This window comes from Pantoea sp. MT58, from assembly GCF_014495885.1.
GTDB lineage: Bacteria > Pseudomonadota > Gammaproteobacteria > Enterobacterales > Enterobacteriaceae > Pantoea > Pantoea eucalypti.
The window spans coordinates 3,141,170-3,160,920 of the sequence record NZ_CP061083.1 but is presented as its reverse complement, the minus strand read 5'-3'; the positions used below and the strand labels follow the sequence as shown (position 1 = coordinate 3,160,920).

Sequence of the window (19,751 nt, the reverse complement as noted above, 5' to 3'; positions counted from 1 at the left end):
GTTGATTTACGGCTCCGGCTGCGTGTCGATCAACTGAGCCAGCAAGGTGCGATAACGTTGCAACTGCATCTCGTCGCCCTCTACTTCCAGTTTATCGATCACCCGCGCAATCAGCACTTTACTGGTGGCGGGCTCGCCCGCTTCCATTATTTCACGCAGGATCACCGCCAGCAGATCGGACTCTGGCGGTGTCCGCCAGGCCGGGCTTTTAAAATAGTCACTGATTGCACGGCTGGCGCTATTTGGTTGTACTCTCATTTCCCCACCTCCGCTGAAACACGCCACTGCCCCTTACTGCTGAGTAAGGACGTATCTGTATGAAATAAGCTGGTTTGCCTCAGCGTAGCCGGATGGTCTGCACCGTTTTTTGCGGAGGACGTCGCACCGATAAGAATGATCGCCACACCGCCACGGCTGGCGGTTTTTTAAACATAGAAGCGGGGAGCGGGGTTGTCAGTAACAGAATGACATATTTTTCCATATTGATGAGGGGGCGTTTAAGAAGCGCATTTCAGTGCCGTCTGTCATCCGCGCGCTTCGCACTCTGAATTCCTGCGTCGGTGAAATTTGTGCCGGTAATTGAGCCGAATCAAAGCAGATTCCGTTCTTTCACTCTCTGTGCCATGTTTTGTCGGTCACGCTGAGAATGCGCGCGTTAGACTGAGCCTACCCTCTCTTTATATCGTCTGCTCATGCCACGCACTATTGAACCCTGGAAGATAAACCTGATCTCGGTCTGGTTTGGCTGCTTTTTTACCGGACTGGCGATTAGTCAGATTATCCCGTTTCTGCCGCTCTACCTTGAACAGCTAGGCGTAACCGGTGGCGAATCACTGAGCCTCTGGTCGGGTCTTACCTTCAGTATCACCTTTGTGGTCTCGGCGGCGGTGGCGCCGCTATGGGGCAGCCTGGCCGATCGCAAAGGTCGTAAACTGATGCTGCTGCGTGCGGCTTTTGGCATGGGCGTGGTGATCCTGCTGCAGGCTTTTGTCACGGAGGCCTGGCAGTTGCTGCTGCTGCGTGCCCTGATGGGGCTAACCTCCGGATATATCCCCAACGCCATGGCGCTGGTGGCGGCTCAGGTTCCGCGTGAACGAAGCGGCTGGGCGCTGAGCTGTGTCTCAACCGGTCAGATTGGCGGGGTGATTCTGGGGCCAATGCTGGGCGGGCTGCTGGCCGACTGGGTCGGTTTGCGTACGGTGTTTATTGTCACTGCGGTGCTGTTGATGGTCAGCTTTCTGGTGACGCTGTTCCTGATTAAAGAGACCGGTTATATCCCGGTCAGTAAAAAAGATAAGCTCAGCGGACGCGAGGTTTTCCGCTCGCTGGATAACCCAAAGCTGATGCTCTGCCTCTTTTTTACCACCATGGTGATTCAGATGTGCAACGGGTCGGTGAACCCGATTCTGACGTTGTTTGTGCGTGAACTGGCACCGACTGCGGAGAATATCGCTTTTCTGAGTGGCGTGATTGCCGCGCTGCCAGGCGTCTCAGCGCTGCTGGCGGCACCCCGGCTGGGGCGACTCGGCGATCGCATCGGCACGCAGCGTATCCTGCTGGCGACAATGGTTATCTCGCTGCTGCTGTTTGTTGCGATGTCGTTTGTGACCAGCACGACACAGCTGGGGATATTGCGGTTTCTGCTGGGCTTCGCCGATGGCGCAATGATGCCTGCGGTGCAGACGCTTCTGGTATGTCATTCGCGCGACAACATCACCGGACGAATCTTCGGCTATAACCAGTCGTTTATGTATCTCGGCAATGTCGCAGGCCCGCTACTGGGGGCTGCGGTGTCGGCGGTGGCAGGTTTCCGCTGGGTCTTTTTTGCCACCGCCGTGGTGGTGCTGATTAATGTGCTGTTTCTGAAGCGTTTTTACCGGCGTCCGAAGACCGAGCTGCCCCTGGCTGAGAAATCGTCAGCTCAGCCTGCCAGCGCTGCTGAGTCAGTAAAAACTCAGGACTGACGCTGGGGCTCCAGGAGTCATCGCCGCCAACGCCCATGTGAAACGCATCCAGATGCAGCCAGCAGCCCGTTTCAGGATGCAGCAGGTGGCGGTGTGAAGTCTCCCGTAGCTGCTCCAGACTGAAGCGGCTCAGCGAGAAAGCGAAGTCGCCGCTGACCTGCCAGCTGCCGCTGTCGAGCTGACGCGTACCGCCACGCTGACCATTCTCGCTGGGGAAAACGTAGGGCGTTGATAGCTGATCCAGCGGCAGCTGCCAGCGGGAAAACTGCGCGGCCAGCTGGCGGTCGGGATAGTTTTCATGCGGACCCAGGCCCAGCCAGCTAACCTGCTGCGGGATGTGTGCCAGCTCACAGCGCAAGCCGATGCGTGCGGGCGGTGGCAATCCGCGCGACTGCTCAACCGACAGCTGCAGCTGTAACTCACCCTGCGCGTTGATCACATAACGTTTACGGCTGATGAACGCGAGCTCACCGTTGGCGAGCCAGCCATGCAGCGTCTCAATCTGCACTGCCTGCGACAACGTATTCGCCGTGATCGATACCAGACTGCTGCTCATCTGGTCATAACCCGCCGTTTTCCAGCGTTCAACCCAGGCATCAGGATCAACCCGTTCCGCTTCGCTGGTGCCGATGTCATTGTCCAGCGGCGCGCGGATAAAGCAGTCCTGAAGAGGGGAGAGCAGCGTCGGCTCCTCATTGACAAACCACTGCGTCAGTTCGCCGCTGTGGCGTGAAAAATGCCAGCGTTGCTGCTGATGAGTGACAACAATGTCACTGGCATCATTGTGCAGCACAGGTGCTTCGGCCGCCTCTGGCTGTGATGGCATCGCCAGCGCCGAGGGCAGCGCCCACTGGTGCCAGGCGACGCGCCAGCCAGCAACGCTCCAGGGTGTGGCGTTAATCTGATGAATCGCGACGTTCAGCCAGCATTCGCCGTATAACGCGGGCGGTGTGGGCAGCGTGATTCGCTGCTGACTCTGCGCGGTGATATCCAGCACTATTTCGCCTTCTGTCACCACCTCTCCTTCCTGCTCAATGGACCATCGCAGCACTTCATTGTCACTGTGGCGGAACAGATAGTCGCTGCTGATCGTAACGCTCAGCGGATCGCGGGGATCAACGGTAAACTGATAAAACTGCTGGGCGCGCTGCGCTTCATAAAGCGCTGGATGTGGCGTGCGATCGGCAAACACCAGCCCGTTCATACAGAACTGACGATCGTTAGGCTTATCGCCAAAATCACCGCCGTAAGCCTGCCAGGAGTTGCCCTGTTCATCATGGCGGGTCAGGCTTTGATCCACCCAGTCCCAGACGAAGCCGCCCTGCAGTCGCGGGAACTGACGGAAGGCCTCCCAGTACTTCGCAAAACCGCCGAAACTGTTGCCCATGGCATGCGCGTATTCACACAGGATCAACGGACGCGTTTCGCCCGGCAGACCGATCCACTTCTTAAGCGACCATTTCGGCACTGCCGGGAACGGCTGATCTTCATCAACCCTGGCATACATCGGGCAGATAATATCGGTTGCGGCGGTATCTGCACCGCCGCCTTCATACTGCACCGGACGGGTTGGATCGCTGCTTTTCACCCAGCGGTAGAGCGCGTCATGGGTGGCGCCATGTCCTGACTCGTTGCCCAGCGACCAGATGATAATGCTGCAGTGATTACGATCGCGCTGCACCATGCGCGTGACACGTTCGCTGTAGGCCGCGAACCAGCGGGGATCATCGGAGAGCCGGTTCATCGGCTGCATGCCGTGGGTTTCGATATTGGCCTCATCCACGACATAAAGCCCGTACTGGTCACACAACCGGTACCAGAGCGGATGATTAGGGTAGTGCGAACAGCGGACCGCATTGAAATTGTGCTGCTTCATCAGCTCGATGTCACGGCGCATCGTCGCCTCATCCACTACCTGACCGTGCTCCGGATGGTGCTCATGGCGGTTGGTGCCCCGGATCAGCAGCGGTTTGCCGTTGAGGCAGAGCAGGCCGTTGTCGATGGTGACCTGACGGAAGCCAACATCGTAAGCTTCCACTTCGACCAGCTGCTGATCGCCATCCAGCAGCGCCAGCGTCGCACGATAGAGGTGGGGCGTTTCGGCGCTCCACAGCGCGGGCTGTTCAACCGGCAGGCTGAGCAGGGCGCGTTCAGGATAGTGACCCCGTTCGTCAATGATCGCGCTGCCCAGCGGCTGCTGACACTGCGCAACCTGCTGTTTACCCTGCCACAGCGTCAGGCGCAGCTGATAGCGCGAGGTGGCGTCCGGCGGTAAGGCGACGCGGACCTGGGCGCGTAGCTCGGCACGGGTAAACTCCGGGCTGAGCCGGGTTTCCAGCTGAACGTCGGCCAGATGCACCTGCGGTTTATGCAGTAATGTGACATCGCGGAAAATGCCGCTCATCCGCCACATATCCTGATCTTCCAGATAGCTGCCGTCGCTCCAGCGCAGCACCATCACCGCCAGCCGGTTTTTGCCCGGTCGCAGATGAGGACTCAGGTCAAATTCGGCGGGCAGGCGGCTGTCCTGAGAGTAGCCAATCCAGCGCCCATTGCACCACAGGTGAAAAGCCGAATTTACGCCGTCAAAAATGATGCGTGTCTGTCCCGAATCGAGCCAGGCTGTGTCAGTCGTGAATGTGAGCGAGTAACATCCGGTGGGATTCCCGGCGGGAACCAGCGGAGGATTAACGGGAATCGGATATTGTACGTTGGTGTAAATGGGCGCATCGAAGCCGTGCATCTGCCAGTTAGCCGGGACCGGAATCGTGCTGGCATCCGGCAGATCCTGCAATAACCAGCTGGCAGGCACCGCTTCAGGCTGAGCAAAGTAACTAAATCCCCACTCTCCGTTGAGACATTGCCGTGACGCCGAAGGATGATCATCGCGCGCCGCCGCTTCATCGCGCCAGCTGGCGAATGGCGGATGGGCATCCAGGCGATGCAGCGAGGTCACGACCGGGTTCTCCCAGTCGCGCCGGGAGAGGATGTCACTGAAAGTAGCCAGAGAGAGAGTCATGATTTTATCCTGTAAATGTAATGCGCTCACAATGCGCAAAATTCGTCAGTCTGTAAAGTGTTCACCCTCCCGATTTACACAAATAGTCCTGTTAACAAACTCACCGGGATGTTGAGAATACGACGACATACTGGCGGTAAAACGTTAAGTCTGGTCAGCAAAGATGAATAGCCGCCTGAAGCAGAGGAATCTCACTTGTCGCCATGCCAGCGGCTTCATACACTCAGCCCGATTTTTTCACTCTGAGGTAGATAGGGTACGAATCAATAAGCTGGTGGCTGTTGTGGGATTAGTGACTGCATTAGGTGGATGTATTTTCCCGCCTCCCGGCGGCGGTTGGGGCGCACACGGTGGCGGGCCGGGTCACGGATTCGTAAATCCTCGTTAAGCTTCTCTGTTTCATTTCAGGCAAGCGACATTTAACCGCGGCAGTGCAACCCCGCAAAACGTTTCGCCAGCAAAATAACCGTAAATGGCTGAACAGATGGGATAAATGTGGGCTAAGCCACTGAAAAAATGGCTGTCGCCCTCTGTTTTTTTAGCCAGCGTGGTGATAATTTCAGCTTTTCTCCACCGCTGAGACAACAGCATGAAAAACCTGATTGCTGAGTTACTGGTAAAGCTGGCTGAAAAAGAGGCGACAGCGAAAGAGCAAATGGCGCAGATTGAAGCACTGGAGATCGTTGTCACTGCGCTGGTTCGCAAGCTGGAGCCGCAACAACATCTGGCAATCACCACCAGCATTGAAAGCGCTATGGACAACGTGGCTGATGCTGATGATAACGATGCACGCCTGCTGCGCAATTACATTGAAAAGCTGCTCCATCATCCCCGCCAGTATTGATCCCGGAACAGGTCGGGAATGGGATCTTCCCATCACTTTGACCTCAAACATTTTCTGCTTTGCTTATTCGCTGCCAGAATAATAGAGGACAATCCACTGTGGAGTTATCAAGATGAAAGTCGGTTTAATGGCGATGATGATGGCAGGCCTGCTGGTCAGCGGGCTGGCAGGTGCTGCGGAGAAAACTCCGCAGCAGGAGAAAATGACGATGTGCAACCAGCATGCGAAATCACAGGATCTCAAAGGGGATGCGCGCAAAACCTTTATGAGTGAATGCCTGAAAAAGGACAGCAAGATGTCGCAGATGTCGCCGCAGCAGATGAAAATGAAAAGCTGTAACGGTGAAGCCGGTGATAAAAAACTGGCAGGCGATGCCCGTAAAACCTTTATGAGTCAGTGCCTGAAAAAGAGCTGATGATGCCCACGACCACGCAGGTGGCCGGTTCTCTCTGCTGCCCGATGCGGTTTCACTTCCCCCTCAACACCGATTAAATTACCTGCCACAACAGCAGGTTATCTTTCTGAAACAGATTCCTCATCAGGCTTCCCGGTTCCTTTGCCACACTTACTGTTTGTAGGGGATTGCGCAACGGGCTTTTTTGCCGTGCAGCATAAGACCAGAAACAGTGAAAGGAGCCATGCCGTGAACTATCAATTTACCGTCGACCTGAACGACCTGCCGCAGCGACAGCCGGTTAAAAAGACGCTCGGCGATGTTGATCTATTATTGATTCGCGACGGTGACAACGTCCGTGCTTTTCAGGCGAAATGTCCACACGCTGGCGCACCGCTTGAACAGGGCGCGATTTGCGGCGATCGGCTGGTCTGCCCGTGGCATAAAGCCGCGTTTGATATCGCCGATGGCAAAATGTGTGAACCGCTGGCGTTAGCCGATCTCAAACAGTACCCGCTTCGCATTGAAGAGGGCCGGGTACTGATAAACCCCAAAGCGATGTCACCCGCAGCACCCATTGGCAGCGGGGCAGATGCACCGGTCTATGTGGTATTAGGTGGCGGCGCGGCGGGTAGCGCAGCGCTATGGCGTCTGCGTCATGAAGGTTTTAAAGGCCGCCTGATACTGGTCGAGCGTGAAGCAGATGCACCCTATGACCGCACCGCGCTGACCAAATTTGTGCCGTCGGGAAAAATGGATATTAACGAAGTGCCGCAGCTGCTGAAAGCGGATGTGATGGAGCACGTTGAACGACTCCAGGCTACAGTGAGCCGGCTGGATGCACAGCAGCAGCGGTTAATCTTCGGGGATGGCGGTACGCTTGCGTTCGACAAACTGTTGATCGCCAGCGGCGCGACGCCTGTTCTTCCCGATTTGCCGGGCAGCGATCTTGACGGGGTTCATCTGCTGCGCAGCAAAGCGCAGACCGATGAGCTGCTTCAGGCGGTGGATGCCAGCCATAAAATCGTGATTATCGGCAACAGTTTTATCGGTACCGAACTGGCGTCGGCACTGCGTAACCGCGATATTGACGTCACAGTCATTGCCCGCCAGGCACTGCCTTTTGCTAAACGGTTTGGCGAGCAGATTGGTCGCTATTTCTACCAGCTTCATGAGCAAAACGGCGTGAAGTGGGTGCAGGGCGAGATCGAAGCGCTGCAGGGTGACCAGAAGGTAAATGGCGTGCAGCTGAAGGGCGGACGCAAGCTGGATGCTACCGTTGTGCTGTTCGCGACCGGGGTTAAACCGGCCACCGACTTTATTCACGATCTGCCGCTGGCAGAGGATGGCAGCCTGCAGGCGGATGATCAGTTGCGGGTCGCTGATAATATCTGGGTGGCGGGGGATATCGCCACCTATCCGGCGGCACAGGGGCCGCTGCGTATTGAGCACTATCGCGTTGCACATCAGCAGGGACAGACTGCCGCATGGAATATGCTGGATCAAAACGTCGCTTTTGATCGGGTGCCGTTCTTCTGGACGACCCAGTATGGCACTCGTTATGAGTATGTTGGCCACGCGGCAGAATGGGATGAATTCCAGCTAATCGGTTCGCTGGAGGATAAAAAGTTTATGGCGTTTTATGGTCAGCAGGGGCAACTGGCGGCGATCTGCTCATGCGGTATGTATACGCTGACCGCTGAGCTGGTGCAGCAGATGCAGCATCCCATGACGCTTTCTGACGCGGTGGCGCGCTGTCAGGCGAAAATCAGTTAAGCTGCACGCAGGGCGGACCAGGCTGACGGGCCGCCCTGCGCACTTTCTCACCGGTTAGCTGCGACTCAGTTTCTCTGACTTCGCCATGCACTGCTGCATCGCTTCCATCACTGCCGAGCGCATCCCTTTTTCTTCCAGCACTTTCACCGCTTCAATGGTGGTGCCGCCTGGAGAGCAGACCATATCTTTGAGTTCAGCCGGATGTTTACCGGTGGTCAGCACCATCTGCGCCGCGCCTTTCACCGCCTGCGCAGCAAACTGATAGGCCTGAGCACGCGGCATGCCACCGAGTACGGCTGCATCCGCCATCGCCTCGATAAACATAAACACGTAGGCCGGTGCAGAACCGCTCACGCCGACCACAGAGTGAATCAGATATTCATCCACTACGGCCGCTTTGCCGAAGCTCTCAAAAATCGCCACGACTTCGTCGATCTCCGCCTGCTCAACCAGCACGTTAGGCGTTACCGAGGTCATGCCTTCGCTCACCAGTGAGGGCGTATTCGGCATTGCGCGGACAATTTTGCGATCGTAACCCAGCACGGATGAGAGCGAGTCCAGCGTCACGCCAGCGGCAATCGACACCACCAGCGCCTCTTTTTTCAGGCTGCCTGCCAGCTCTTTTAATACTTTCAGAATGACATTCGGTTTTACTGCGCCGAACAGGATGTCCACTTCACGCGCCAGCGCATCCGCGCTCTCTGCTGCGTTGATGCCATACTGCTCTGCCATCGCCTGGTTGGTCTCAGCTTTGCGATCGTAAACGAAGATATCAGACGGGGCGATTTTGCCGCTGTTGACCAGTCCGCCGATAATGGCTTTCGCCATGTTTCCCCCGCCGATAAATCCGATTTTCTTTGCCAGCATCGCCATCTCCTTAGGACATTATTCGTTTTTCTCAGTGAGCTAGCTTACTTCAGCCAGCCCGAATAACAAGTCAGCTGCAAGCGCGCTGGAAAGCGTGGCGCAAATTAAATTTGCCATTTAAGAGGAACCCGGCAAGATCTCAGGCTTCTCTGACTGTAAGGAATCATGATGTTTATCTGGGTCGATGCCGATGCCTGTCCGAATGTGATCAAAGAGGTGCTCTACCGTGCGGCGGATCGTACCGCGACCACGGTCACTTTTGTGGCGAACCAGTTTTTGCGCGTGCCGCCATCGCCGTATCTGCGCACGCTGCAGGTGCCTGCTGGCTTTGATGTGGCGGACAATGAGATTGTCAGACGTTGTCAGCCCGGCGATCTGGTGATCACCGCCGATATTCCGCTGGCGGCTGAGGTGATTGAGAAGGGGGCAGCAGCGCTGAATCCGCGCGGCGAGCGTTACTCACCGGCGACGATACGCGAACGCCTGACGATGCGTGATTTTATGGATACGCTGCGGTCAAGCGGCGTGCAGACCGGCGGCCCCGCGACGATGAGTCCGCGTGACCGCCAGCAGTTTGCGAATGAACTGGATAGCTGGCTCACCCAGCAAAAACGCTCAACTTAAACGAAGCTGTCGTCGTCGTCGAAATCGTTGCCGCCAAAATCGTTGAGATCGCTGTTGTCGGCATAATTGCTGTCCCAGCCCGTGTTCTGGTCGAGGAAGGCGCTGTCGTTACCGCCGTTAAAGTTATCGGCATTGTCATCGCCACCGTTGAAGGTGTTGAGATTATCATTCACCTCCGGCAGCGGCGGCTCATTGATGATATTCACAATCTCTTCCGGCTGTGAATGGTGGAACATGCTGGTCAGCATGTCGGCCATCACGACACCACCCGCGACGCCCACGGCAGTTTGCAGAGCGCCGCCAAGGAAACCGGTGCCGCGTGGCGCGGGTGCCTGGGCAGGGGCATACTGCTGCTGTGCCGGTTGCTGCGGCGCACTGTTCCACGGCGACTGTTGCTGCGGCTGCTGAACGGGAGGCTGCTGACGCGAACCGCTGCCAAACAGTCCCGACAGGAAGCCGCCGCTGCTCTGTGCAGGCTGCTGCTGTTGTTGTTGCTGCAACTGTGCCACCTGGCTTTCCAGCGCTGACACTTTCTCATTGAGTTTTTTCAGCGCCGCTTCCTGAATCAGGATTGCCTGCGTCATGTAGTAAGGCGCGCCTGGCTGCGCCTGAAGATGCTGGTTAATCAATTGTTCGGCAGCGGCATCGCGTGCCACGGCCTGGCTTTCGGCCTGTTTCAGACGGCTGAACAGCCCATCAATCAGTTGTTGTTCTTCGCGTTGCATGATGACTCTCCTGTGGCGATTGTTATCAGTATATGGGGTCGTCAACACGAAAAGTAAAATCCGGGCGGTAAGCAAATATTGCCAGCCCATTTCAGCCGCCGTTTTATGCGTTTTTTAGCGCCCGGTTACTCACCTGATGCACAAAACGTGCATGCATTTCCCCTTGAAAATAGAGAGATTATCGCTGTTCATGTGAGGAAAAAGCGTAAATCATGCCTGACAGGTGGAGGCCATAATAATTTCCAGTTATTATGCGTCGCATTAATCAGCTAACCATGCAGCCGCATCGCGCGGTCAGGCGGAGGAACGGCCCTGATGTCACTACCCATCTTTTTGATTGGCGCTCGCGGTTGCGGCAAAACCACGGTCGGCGAGGCGTTATCGCAGGCGCTGGGCTACGCCTTTACGGATACCGATCACCATCTGCAACTCAGCACGCAACGCAGCGTGACGGAGATTGTCGAGGCGGAAGGCTGGGAAGGTTTCCGCGCCCGTGAAACGGAGTCGCTGAAAGCAGTCACGGCCCCCAGGACGGTCATTGCCACGGGCGGTGGCATGATCCTGGCTGAAGAGAACTGCCGCTTTATGCAGGAGCATGGGCAGGTGATCTGGCTGAGTGCATCACCTGAGGTGCTGGCAGAGCGACTGGAAAGCGAACCTGAAGCGGCCCAGCGTCCGACCTTAACCGGACGTCCGATCGCTGACGAGATGAGTGATGTGCTGCGTGAACGCGCGCACCTTTACCAGGCGGCGGCCCATCATCAGGTGAATGCCATGCAGGCACCGGAGTGTGTGGTGGAAGAGATTCTGCTGTCACTTTCTCTGGCGCGCGCCAGCTAACCCTCAGATTTTTCCCGCTTTGATCCCGCTTCAGATGGCATTGTCTATACTTATCCTATGACAGGCAGCAGCCTGTCCTGTGGAATGTTGTTCAGACAAGAGGGACACAGTATGCCTACCAGACCGCCGTACCCGCGTGAAGCGAAAATTGTGACTGTTGAAAAGGGGCCTGAAGGTAATAAGGTAACCTTTTATGAATTGCGTGCTGATCATCCCAAACCGAATTCATTAATCAGTGAGCATGAGACGGAAGAAGAAGCGCACGATGCTAAAGCGCGCTACGAAGACGTCGAAAAAGAGTAAAGCATTGCGGCTGGCAGGGAGGCCAGCCTGATATTCAGCGTCATTTCGCCGTTTGTCAGTACGTTGCCTGAGTTATGCCCATCGCCTCTTTATTCCCGACATCCCCTTGCCGACGCACAACAAAGCTGCCTGGAATACTGGCTTAACGCTTTTTCGCTCTGCGCGTCTGATTTCTCCCGCCGGAACAGATCACAAACGACCATCATTTCGCGTGACAGATCAGCGGGTTCCCTTCTACACTGCCAGACACACAACATGTGCTCTGGAGAACTATTATGCTCAACGTTAGTGAGTATTTTGACGGAAAAGTTAAATCTATTGGTTTTGACAGTGCGAGCACCGGTCGTGCCAGCGTCGGCGTGATGTCTGAAGGTGAATACACATTTGGTACCGGCCAGCCGGAAGAGATGACCGTCGTTAGCGGCTCGCTTAAGGTGTTGCTGCCAGGTGAGACCGAGTGGAAATGGTTTGAAGCGGGTTCGGTGTTTAATGTGCCGGGTCACAGCGAGTTTCATCTGCAGGTTGGCGAGCCAAGTTCCTATCTCTGCCGTTACCTGAAAGATAAAGATTAAAAAAAGGGCCGCTAAGCGGCCCTTTTTTCTAGCGAATAATCTTCACATAACTCAGGGTGATAGCGCCCATCGGTTTATCACCTGTTTTTGCCCTTAGTGGCGCTAAAATCCGCAGGTCTTCAAGCCAGGCACTCTCTATGACGGTGACAGGCTGTTTGTCTGTCGCAATGGTACAGGTTACCTTCAGATAGCGTCCGCTAAATGCCGGGTTAATCTCTCGCGCGTCGCCACCGCTGGAGACGGCACAGGTTTCCCGCTGATGACTGTCCTCATCCTTGCCCACGCTACTCTCACTCACCGCGTCGTTCTGATAGTGCTGTCCGGCGGTTAGCGGATAACGCAGCGTCGAACTAAGTTGTTTTAACCGCGAAGGGGAATAGGAAATCGACATGGTATAGGCGAGCTGGATATCATTGGCAATCGTCAGACGCTGCACTTTCCAGATACCGTAATCCTCCAGCTTGCGAATAAATCCAGCGTCATCCGCCACCATATGCACGCTGACGCGACCTTCCCGACTATTTTCGACCCAGCTGAGCTGCTGAAAACGCGGTGTGGCCCAGGGATGGACCAGGGTTTTCAGTTGTTGCTGCAGGGCAGGGGCAAGCGGGACGGCGGCCAGCACCGAGGCCGGATTGCCATTCAGGTCGGGTAGCATCTGTTGTGCCATCGAACCGGGCGATTTATGCGAAGCGGGTCTGAAGTGGCCCAGTGCATGAAATCTCTTAACATCTGGCAGCGTACAGAGCTGGGCAAAAGTTTTTTGCAGCAGAGGCGTCAGATCAAAAGCGGTTTTACGGCGCGCCAGCTGACCTCCATCCAGTGAATCGGTTACGTAACCGTTGTCATCAATATCAAATGCGGATAACGGTGTACTGACACCGGTTTCGCAGTTAAAACGGTAATTTTCGACCTTTAGACTGTAGGGCGCATCATAGGGTGGATCGAAATCGCTGGCCGCATAATCAGTGCCGACCCGGACCCGCAATATCTCTGCCTCACGCTTCAGGCTGGCAATGTCAATCAGTGTCGTGGCACCATACTTATCAGCAGATTCAATTTTTTCCCATAGCACTGACCTTTCGGGTAATCCGCAGATTTTTTTCAGAACAGCCGGATCCTGATTTGAGCCAGGCTGAGGTGCGCTGTAGCGGCCATATTCATTGCCGTAAAACCGGCCTTGTGGGCTGCCTTCTGCATCGACCATGTGGCGGTAAAGCGCTTCGGCATAAGGTTTTTGGCAATCATAAGCCTGCCAGACCTGCATTGCGCCCCCGTTTTTACCGGGAATAGCCACCATCACATTCAGGCGATCATTGATGCGCACCGCATCGAAACGGCTGACGCTGGGCGGATCATCCGAGGCGGGCTGACTGCGTGCAGAGAGTGAAAGAAGCGACAGTGTGCAAAATAAAAACAGGTGCCGAAATAAGCGGGACATAAGTGGAATTCCTTTGCCAAAGACCCGGTTATCGACAAAGTATGCCAAAACTTCAGGGCGGAACGGCGCCGCCCTGATAATGCTTAACGCTGGGCTTCGCCGCCTAACGCTTCCACCAGATTACTGGTGAGTGCCGCCAGTTCGCTGGTCATCAGAATAAAGTCCGCATCAAAGCGCTGCGCGAAATCTTCACGGTCGATATCGTCGTTCTGGTCGCGCAATGTGTCGCTGAACTTCAGACGCTTCACTGAACCGTCATCGGCCAGCACGAACTGAATACGCTCCTGCCAGTCGAGTGCCAGTTTTGTCACGACCTTGCCGGCTTCGATATGGTTGGCGATCTCATCGCACACCAAATCCTGTTTCTTGCAGCGGATGACGCCGCCATCTTCCAGCAGGGCTTTCAGCTCCGCTTCATCCATCAGCGCAAACCCGGCTGGCAGGTCGCCTGAACGCACCCATTGGGTCAGCGTCAGTTCAATCGGATTTTCCAGCGTCAGTGGCACCACCGGCAGTGAACCCAGGCTTTTGCGCAGCAGCGCCAGGGTATCTTCCGCTTTTTTCGCGCTGGCACAGTCCACCATAATCAGGTTATTGACCGTGTCGATCCACAAATAGGTCTGGCTGAAACGGCTGAAAGCACGCGGCAGCAGGCTATGCAGCACTTCATCTTTCAGCGAATCTTTTTCGGTCTTTTTGAGCTTGCGGCTCTGCTCAGATTCCAGCTTGTCGATTTTTGCTTCCAGCGCCTGTTTCACGACCGGCGAAGGCAGGATTTTCTCTTCTTTGCGGGCGCAAATCACAATCTGGCCTTTATTCTCGTGGGTCAGCGCGTCGCTGCGGTTACCCATCGGCGAGACCCAGCCGGTCTTGCTCATATCCTGACTGCCACACGGTGAAAAAGTGAAGGCGTCGAGCTGTTTTTCCATCTCATCTGCGGACAGCGGAATGTCACGATTCAGACGATAAACCATCATATTTTTAAACCACAACATCGGGATTCCTTACCGTGGCGCGATCGGGCGCACAAGTCTGCGAGAGTCAGCGCGCATGATAGCGAAACATCGGAGTGGTTTCATTGCCTTTAAGGCAGCCGCCTTTTACTGTATCTCTCACCTGAACGAATAACGAGGAAGTAACCTTGCGCATAGGCATAGATCTGGGTGGCACCAAGACAGAAGTGATTGCATTGTCAGATAAGGGAGAGGAGCTGTTCCGTCACCGCGTGAATACCCCGCGTGACGACTATCAGGCAACGGTGCAGGCAATTGTTGATCTGGTCACGCTGGCGGAGCAGAAAACTGGCGAGACCGGTACGGTCGGCCTGGGCATTCCCGGCTCGCTTTCGCCTTTCAGTAAGCGGGTGAAGAATGCGAACTCCACCTGGCTTAACGGCCAGCCGCTGGATAAAGATCTGGCTCAGGCGCTGAACCGGGAAGTACGCATCGCCAACGACGCGAATTGCCTGGCCGTATCGGAAGCGGTCGACGGTGCCGGTGCCGGACAGTCGCTGGTGTTTGCCGTGATTATCGGTACCGGATCGGGTGCAGGTATCGCGATTAACGGTGAATCGCGCATCGGTGGCAACGGTAATGCCGGTGAGTGGGGCCACAATCCGCTGCCATGGATGGATGAAGATGAGCTGCGTTATCGTCAGGAAGTGCCCTGTTATTGCGGGCAGCAGGGTTGCATTGAGACCTTTGTTTCAGGCACCGGTTTTGGTATCGACTATCAGCGGCTGAGCGGCGTACATCGCAAAGGTGCGGAGATCGTCTCGCTGCTGGCGCAGCAGGATCCGATCGCCGAACTGGCAATGAGCCGCTATGAACTGCGTCTGGCAAAATCGCTGGCGCAGGTGGTGAACCTGATCGATCCTGACGTGATCGTGCTGGGCGGCGGGATGAGCAATGTGGATCGGCTCTATCAGACCGTGCCGGTGCTGATGAAGCAGTGGGTGTTTGGCGGGGAGTGTGAAACGCCGGTGCTGAAGGCGCAGCATGGCGACTCCAGCGGCGTACGCGGTGCGGCGTGGCTCTGGCCGCTTAACGGCTGAGTGTCCCGCACATCCGCTGACGTTCAGCGCCTGGATTGCAGGCGCTGAACGTAACCCCCGGCGCGGCATCCTGCCGCGCCGCGTTTATTCGCCAACCAGCATCGTGTCCTGTGGCGCCCGGTCGCGCTGCGCTTTGGTGGCGAGGAAGTAAATATAGCCGACCAGCATGATGGCAAAGAACAGCGCGCCAATCACCGGGTTAAACCACAGCATCGCCAGCAGACAGACCACCGACAGCAGCAGGGCGATGCCCGGAACAATTGGATAGCCCGGCGCGCGGAAACTGCGGGGCATTTCCGGCGCGCTGCGGCGGAGTTTAAACAGGCTCAGCATGCTCATGATGTACATCACAATCGCGCCAAACACCGCCATGGTGATCATCGCCGCCGTCAGCGTCATTCCCTGCAGATTAATCACGCCATCGCTGTAAATCGCCGCGATGCCCAGTACGCCACCGAGAATAATCGCCCGATGCGGGGTCTGGAAACGTGACAGTTTTGCCAGAGAAGGCGGCAGATAGCCCGCGCGTGCCAGAGCAAAAAACTGCCGGGAATAGCCGAGAATAATGCCGTGGAAGCTGGCAATCAGACCAAACAGGCCAATCCACACCAGCATATGCATCCAGTTAGAGTGTTCGCCGACAATCATTTTCATCGCCTGCGGCAGCGGATCGTTTATGTCCGAGAGTTTGCGCCAGTCGCCCGCGCCGCCTGCCATCAGCATCACGCCAATCGCCAGCACCACCAGCGTCAGAATCCCGCTGATGTAGGCGCGGGGAATGGTTCGGGTGGGATCTTTTGCCTCTTCGGCGGCCATCGCTGCACCTTCAATGGCAAGGAAGAACCAGATGGCGAAGGGAATGGCGGCGAAAATACCGGAGAAGGCGGGCATGCCGAAGGTGTCGCTGCCTGCCCAGCCGTGCGCGGCAAAATTCGCCAGGCTAAAGCCGGGTGAGACCACGCCCATAAACACCAGCAGCTCAATGACAGCCAGCACGGTGACAACCAGTTCGAACATCGCCGCCAGTTTTACACCCAGAATATTCAGCGTCATGAACACCAGGTAAGCCCCGACCGCTGCGGTTTTTGGGTTGAGCTGGGGATACTGCACATTGAGATAAGCCCCAATCGCCATGGCGATCGCCGGTGGCGCAAAGACAAACTCAATCAGCGTCGCCAGACCGGCAATCAGTCCGCCGGTTTCGCCAAAGGCGCGACGACTGTAGGCAAACGGCCCGCCCGCATGAGGGATCGCAGTGGTCAGTTCGGTGAAGCTAAAGATAAAGCAGGTATAGAGTGTGGCGATCAGCGCGGTAGTGACCAGAAATCCCAGCGTGCCTGCCACAGCCCAGCCGTAACTCCAGCCGAAATATTCGCCTGAGATCACCAGGCCAACCGCAATCCCCCACAGGTGCAGGGTGCCCAGCGTGGGCTTGAGTCTGTTTGTCATACTGTTATCCCCGTCGTTGTTGGTCGCACGCGGCGTTACACCGCCATTACGACTAAAGTAAGGTGATAATGCCGTTGCATTACTCACCACGACTTGACGCGGGCGCAGTGACTTCTGTCCTCCACGGTCAACTCACAGGCAACAACCGGGCCGGATGCACGCTGCGGTCAACTTTGTCTCTTCTGAGGTCAAGCAGCTCACCTTCTGGCAACGCATGCTGAGATAACGCAAGTGAAAAGGAGCCGGACTGATGAGCGCTAAACAATATGACAACCTGACTGATTCCCAACTCACCCTGATGGCGCAGCAGGCGCTGGCCTGCTATCCCGCCGCGCTACAGGGAGATCTCAGCCTGCTGTGCCGCTCAGAGAATGCCACATTCCTCTTGCAGGCAGCAGGCCGGCGTTATGCACTGCGGCTGCATCGCGGCGATTACCATCAAAAAGCGGACATTGTCAGTGAGCTGCTGTGGCTCGATGCGCTGCGTGAAACCGGCATTATGGTGCCGGAAGCGGTGCCGGACAAAGAGGGTGAAACCGTACTGACGCTGCGACTGCCGGATGGCGGTGAGCGGTACGTAGTGTTGTTTCACTGGATTGATGGCGAGATGCCAACCACCGACGTCGATCCCCGCGCTTTTCAGCAGCTGGGCACGATTACCGCGCGGCTGCATCAGCACAGTAAACAGTGGCAGCCGCCTGCGGGTTTCCAGCGGATTATCTGGGATCACCACACCATGACGAGTAGCGAGAGTCACTGGGGACGCTGGCAGGATGCGCCTAATCTGAATCCCGCCGATCACGGCGTGGTCGAGCAGGCGATAAGTCAGGTGGGTGCGTCGATGGCGCAGTTTGGCAAAGGATCTGATCGTTATGGCCTGATCCACGCCGATCTGCGACTCACCAATCTGCTGCTGCACAAGGGTGAAACGCGGGTGATCGACTTCGATGACTGCGGACTTGGCTGGTATCTGCACGATCTGGCGGCGGCGATCAGTTTTGTTGAGCATCATCCGCGCGCGCCAGAGTGGATCGATCACTGGATTCGCGGTTACGAGCAGGTGGCGCATATCAGCGACGCGGAGATGGCCATGTTACCCGTGCTGCTGATCCAGCGTCGCATCCAGCTCACTGCATGGGTGGGATCCCATGCCGAGACTGAAATGGCGCACAGTCTGGGTCCGGAGTGGGCCAGCCATTCGGTTCGTCTTTGCCGCCGCTATCTGGACGGTCAGCAGCTGCCGGTTGGCGTCTGATGCACCAGCGGCGGGCGTGACTGCGCCGCCGCAGTGCCCGATGCCATGCTCACGCGCAGCCTGACGCCCCCACAGGCGGCGTGGCAGGCATCGGGGACCTGGTATGGAATTTGCTCTGATCATGTGACGGGTGATCCACCTGAATTCTGACAGAGGCGACCATGAATCCGACACTGATAAAGCCTGATGCCTTTGCGGCCTGTTCTGCAGCGGCGGGCGCAGGCAATCACGGCGTGCTGGCAGCGGCGGCGACCGGCTTAAGCGACTTTATTCATACCCAGGGCGGCGATGTTGATCGCATCTTCGGCATCAGCGGCATCGATCCCGAGCGCCTGGCCAGCCCGACGCTGAGTCTGGGACTGGTTAACTACTGTCGGGTACTGGAAGAGGCGGCGCGTCACTCTGGTTTTGATAACTTCGGTTTGCACTACGGCAGGCAGTTTAAACCGCAGTCATTAGGCCTGATAGGTTATATCGGCTTGTGCTCCGACACGCTGGAGCAGGCGCTGCACAATGTGGTCAATGCGTTTCCCTGGCATCAGCACGACACCTTAACCCGGCTGGTGGATAAGGGGGAGTGCTGGCGGCTCGACTATCAGGTGCGACACGGCGCAATCCTGTCGCGCCGTCAGGATGCCGAGCTTACACTTGGCATGTTTATGAATCTGATCCGTCACGTGGCAGGCAGGCACTGGGCACCTCGTGAAGTTCACTTTGAACATCCGCGTCCCGGCCAGTGGCACGATCACTGTAAAGTGTTTGATGCGCCAGTCTGGTTCGATCAGCCGTTTAATTCGCTGGTGATCCCGAAGCGCGATCTGCTGCGCGCAATGCCAGAGAGCGATCCGATCCTGTTGATGGTGATGCAGGATGCGATCCGGCGGCTTAATCGTGGTACGTCACAGCAAAGCATGATTGAACAGGCGCGATCGCAGGTTAATTTATCGCTGATGCAGGGCGAGCCGGTGCTGGAAGAGGTGGCGGATAAACTCGGGCTGTCGAGCTGGTCACTGCAGCGGCGACTGCGCGAAGAGGGCAGTAGCTTTACCGCGCTGGTGGATCAGGTGCGCTGCGAAATGGCGACATATTATCTGCAGCAAAAGCAGCTGCCGATCTCAGAGATGGCGCTGCTGCTGGGCTATTCGGAAGTCAGTGCGTTCTCACGCGCGTTTCGCCGCTGGTTTGGCATCAGTCCGCGCCAGTGGCGTCAGGAAGGTCTGGCAAGCTAACCGCGCGGCGCAAAGCCGAACCACGCCGGTTGCCCGGGCTCCGGTGGCGGCGGCAGATCGCGGGTCTGCGCCACCAGCTGCCAGGCACGCAGGCAGAGCGCTTCATCACCCTGAGTCTGTGTCACCGCATAATGTCTGCTGTGCGCCTGCCACTCCATCCGTACCAGACATTGCTGACCGGCATAACGCGCCGCATCCGTGAACTGCCTGTTGAGCACCGGCTGCATTTGATTAGTCCAGTGACAGGATTTGCTGTCCGGATCTTTCGCAGGCTGACAAAGATTTGCCACACTATCCTGTTGCTTTGCCACAGGTTGCTGACAGGCGCTGAGCGACACTGCAATAATCATCCCCAGCAATATTCTCATCTTCATATTAATTAAATTCATTTAACTG

Annotated in this window: 20 protein-coding genes; 11 read left to right on the top strand and 9 right to left on the bottom strand. The window is 56.6% G+C overall.

Annotated elements, in window-relative coordinates; translation table 11 throughout:
* Window positions 1-6: 6 nt before the first annotated feature.
* Complete coding sequence (locus tag IAI47_RS14980) at window positions 7-258, bottom strand: biofilm development regulator YmgB/AriR family protein (RefSeq protein ID WP_003850078.1); 252 nt, start codon at window positions 256-258, stop codon at window positions 7-9.
* 434 nt (window positions 259-692) lie between these two features.
* Between IAI47_RS14980 and IAI47_RS14975 the strand changes: the two genes are divergently transcribed.
* Complete coding sequence (locus tag IAI47_RS14975; RefSeq protein WP_008924859.1) at window positions 693-1,964, top strand: multidrug efflux MFS transporter; 1,272 nt, start codon at window positions 693-695, stop codon at window positions 1,962-1,964.
* Here the strand turns inward: IAI47_RS14975 and IAI47_RS14970 are convergent.
* Together IAI47_RS14970 and IAI47_RS14965 are read right to left on the bottom strand one after the other, a co-directional pair.
* The gene (locus tag IAI47_RS14970) at window positions 1,849-4,983 is read right to left on the bottom strand and encodes a beta-galactosidase (RefSeq protein ID WP_008924860.1); all 3,135 of its coding nucleotides are present in this window, start codon (window positions 4,981-4,983) and stop codon (window positions 1,849-1,851) included. The two genes, IAI47_RS14975 and IAI47_RS14970, sit on opposite strands and share 116 nt — an antisense overlap.
* Before the next feature lie 399 nt (window positions 4,984-5,382).
* Window positions 5,383-5,574, bottom strand: coding sequence for a hypothetical protein (locus tag IAI47_RS14965; protein ID WP_003850076.1), 192 nt, complete (start codon window positions 5,572-5,574; stop codon window positions 5,383-5,385).
* On the opposite strand from IAI47_RS14965, the gene iraP reads away from it, so the two are divergent.
* The 3 genes from iraP (at window position 5,573) to IAI47_RS14950 (ending at window position 7,997) form a co-directional block, all read left to right on the top strand.
* Entirely contained in the window at window positions 5,573-5,827 is a 255-nt protein-coding gene (gene iraP, locus IAI47_RS14960; RefSeq protein WP_003850075.1) for an anti-adapter protein IraP, read from the top strand. The two genes, IAI47_RS14965 and iraP, sit on opposite strands and share 2 nt — an antisense overlap.
* Window positions 5,828-5,939: 112 nt before the next feature.
* A complete protein-coding gene (locus tag IAI47_RS14955; RefSeq protein WP_003850074.1) occupies window positions 5,940-6,242 on the top strand; it encodes a PsiF family protein in 303 nt (100 codons plus the stop codon).
* Between the two features lie 228 nt (window positions 6,243-6,470).
* On the top strand, window positions 6,471-7,997 hold the full coding sequence (locus tag IAI47_RS14950; protein ID WP_008924861.1) for an FAD-dependent oxidoreductase: 1,527 nt from the start codon (window positions 6,471-6,473) through the stop codon (window positions 7,995-7,997).
* A gap of 54 nt (window positions 7,998-8,051) precedes the next feature.
* Here the strand turns inward: IAI47_RS14950 and proC are convergent, their stop codons facing one another.
* Entirely contained in the window at window positions 8,052-8,864 is an 813-nt protein-coding gene (gene proC, locus IAI47_RS14945; protein WP_003850072.1) for a pyrroline-5-carboxylate reductase, read from the bottom strand.
* Between the two features lie 168 nt (window positions 8,865-9,032).
* Here proC and IAI47_RS14940 point away from each other — a divergent pair, with 168 nt between their 5' ends.
* Window positions 9,033-9,488, top strand: a complete 456-nt coding sequence (locus IAI47_RS14940) for a YaiI/YqxD family protein (protein ID WP_003850071.1) — start codon at window positions 9,033-9,035, stop codon at window positions 9,486-9,488.
* Here IAI47_RS14940 and IAI47_RS14935 read toward each other — a convergent pair.
* Window positions 9,485-10,213, bottom strand: coding sequence for a DUF2076 domain-containing protein (locus tag IAI47_RS14935; protein ID WP_003850070.1), 729 nt, complete (start codon window positions 10,211-10,213; stop codon window positions 9,485-9,487). The genes IAI47_RS14940 and IAI47_RS14935 overlap by 4 nt on opposite strands.
* Window positions 10,214-10,528: 315 nt before the next feature.
* On the opposite strand from IAI47_RS14935, the gene aroL reads away from it, so the two are divergent.
* The 3 genes from aroL (at window position 10,529) to ppnP (ending at window position 11,928) form a co-directional block, all read left to right on the top strand.
* A complete protein-coding gene (gene aroL, locus IAI47_RS14930) occupies window positions 10,529-11,053 on the top strand; it encodes a shikimate kinase AroL (protein ID WP_008924862.1) in 525 nt (174 codons plus the stop codon).
* Between the two features lie 111 nt (window positions 11,054-11,164).
* Entirely contained in the window at window positions 11,165-11,356 is a 192-nt protein-coding gene (locus tag IAI47_RS14925) for a YaiA family protein (RefSeq protein WP_003850063.1), read from the top strand.
* A 275-nt stretch (window positions 11,357-11,631) separates the two neighbouring features.
* Window positions 11,632-11,928 carry a pyrimidine/purine nucleoside phosphorylase gene (gene ppnP / locus IAI47_RS14920; protein ID WP_003850060.1) on the top strand — a complete coding sequence of 99 codons (297 nt, stop codon included), beginning with the start codon at window positions 11,632-11,634 and terminating at the stop codon, window positions 11,926-11,928.
* A gap of 28 nt (window positions 11,929-11,956) precedes the next feature.
* Here the strand turns inward: ppnP and IAI47_RS14915 are convergent, their stop codons facing one another.
* Together IAI47_RS14915 and rdgC are read right to left on the bottom strand one after the other, a co-directional pair.
* Window positions 11,957-13,369: a hypothetical protein gene (locus IAI47_RS14915; RefSeq protein WP_008924863.1), complete on the bottom strand. Its 1,413-nt coding sequence runs from the start codon at window positions 13,367-13,369 to the stop codon at window positions 11,957-11,959.
* 83 nt (window positions 13,370-13,452) lie between these two features.
* On the bottom strand, window positions 13,453-14,364 hold the full coding sequence (rdgC, locus tag IAI47_RS14910; protein ID WP_003850053.1) for a recombination-associated protein RdgC: 912 nt from the start codon (window positions 14,362-14,364) through the stop codon (window positions 13,453-13,455).
* 146 nt (window positions 14,365-14,510) lie between these two features.
* Between rdgC and mak the strand changes: the two genes are divergently transcribed.
* The gene (mak, locus tag IAI47_RS14905) at window positions 14,511-15,422 is read left to right on the top strand and encodes a fructokinase (RefSeq protein ID WP_003850052.1); all 912 of its coding nucleotides are present in this window, start codon (window positions 14,511-14,513) and stop codon (window positions 15,420-15,422) included.
* Window positions 15,423-15,506: 84 nt separating this feature from the next.
* On the opposite strand, the gene eat is transcribed toward mak, so the two are convergent.
* Window positions 15,507-16,871 (bottom strand): ethanolamine permease, encoded by a 1,365-nt coding sequence (gene eat / locus IAI47_RS14900; protein WP_008924864.1) that lies wholly within the window; start codon window positions 16,869-16,871, stop codon window positions 15,507-15,509.
* A 250-nt stretch (window positions 16,872-17,121) separates the two neighbouring features.
* Between eat and IAI47_RS14895 the strand changes: the two genes are divergently transcribed.
* Together IAI47_RS14895 and IAI47_RS14890 are read left to right on the top strand one after the other, a co-directional pair.
* Window positions 17,122-18,126: a phosphotransferase enzyme family protein gene (locus IAI47_RS14895; protein ID WP_008924865.1), complete on the top strand. Its 1,005-nt coding sequence runs from the start codon at window positions 17,122-17,124 to the stop codon at window positions 18,124-18,126.
* 161 nt (window positions 18,127-18,287) lie between these two features.
* A complete protein-coding gene (locus IAI47_RS14890) occupies window positions 18,288-19,355 on the top strand; it encodes an AraC family transcriptional regulator (protein ID WP_003852478.1) in 1,068 nt (355 codons plus the stop codon).
* Here IAI47_RS14890 and IAI47_RS14885 read toward each other — a convergent pair.
* Entirely contained in the window at window positions 19,352-19,729 is a 378-nt protein-coding gene (locus IAI47_RS14885) for a cell envelope integrity TolA C-terminal domain-containing protein (RefSeq protein WP_223296435.1), read from the bottom strand. The two genes, IAI47_RS14890 and IAI47_RS14885, sit on opposite strands and share 4 nt — an antisense overlap.
* Between the last annotated feature and the right edge of the window lie 22 nt (window positions 19,730-19,751).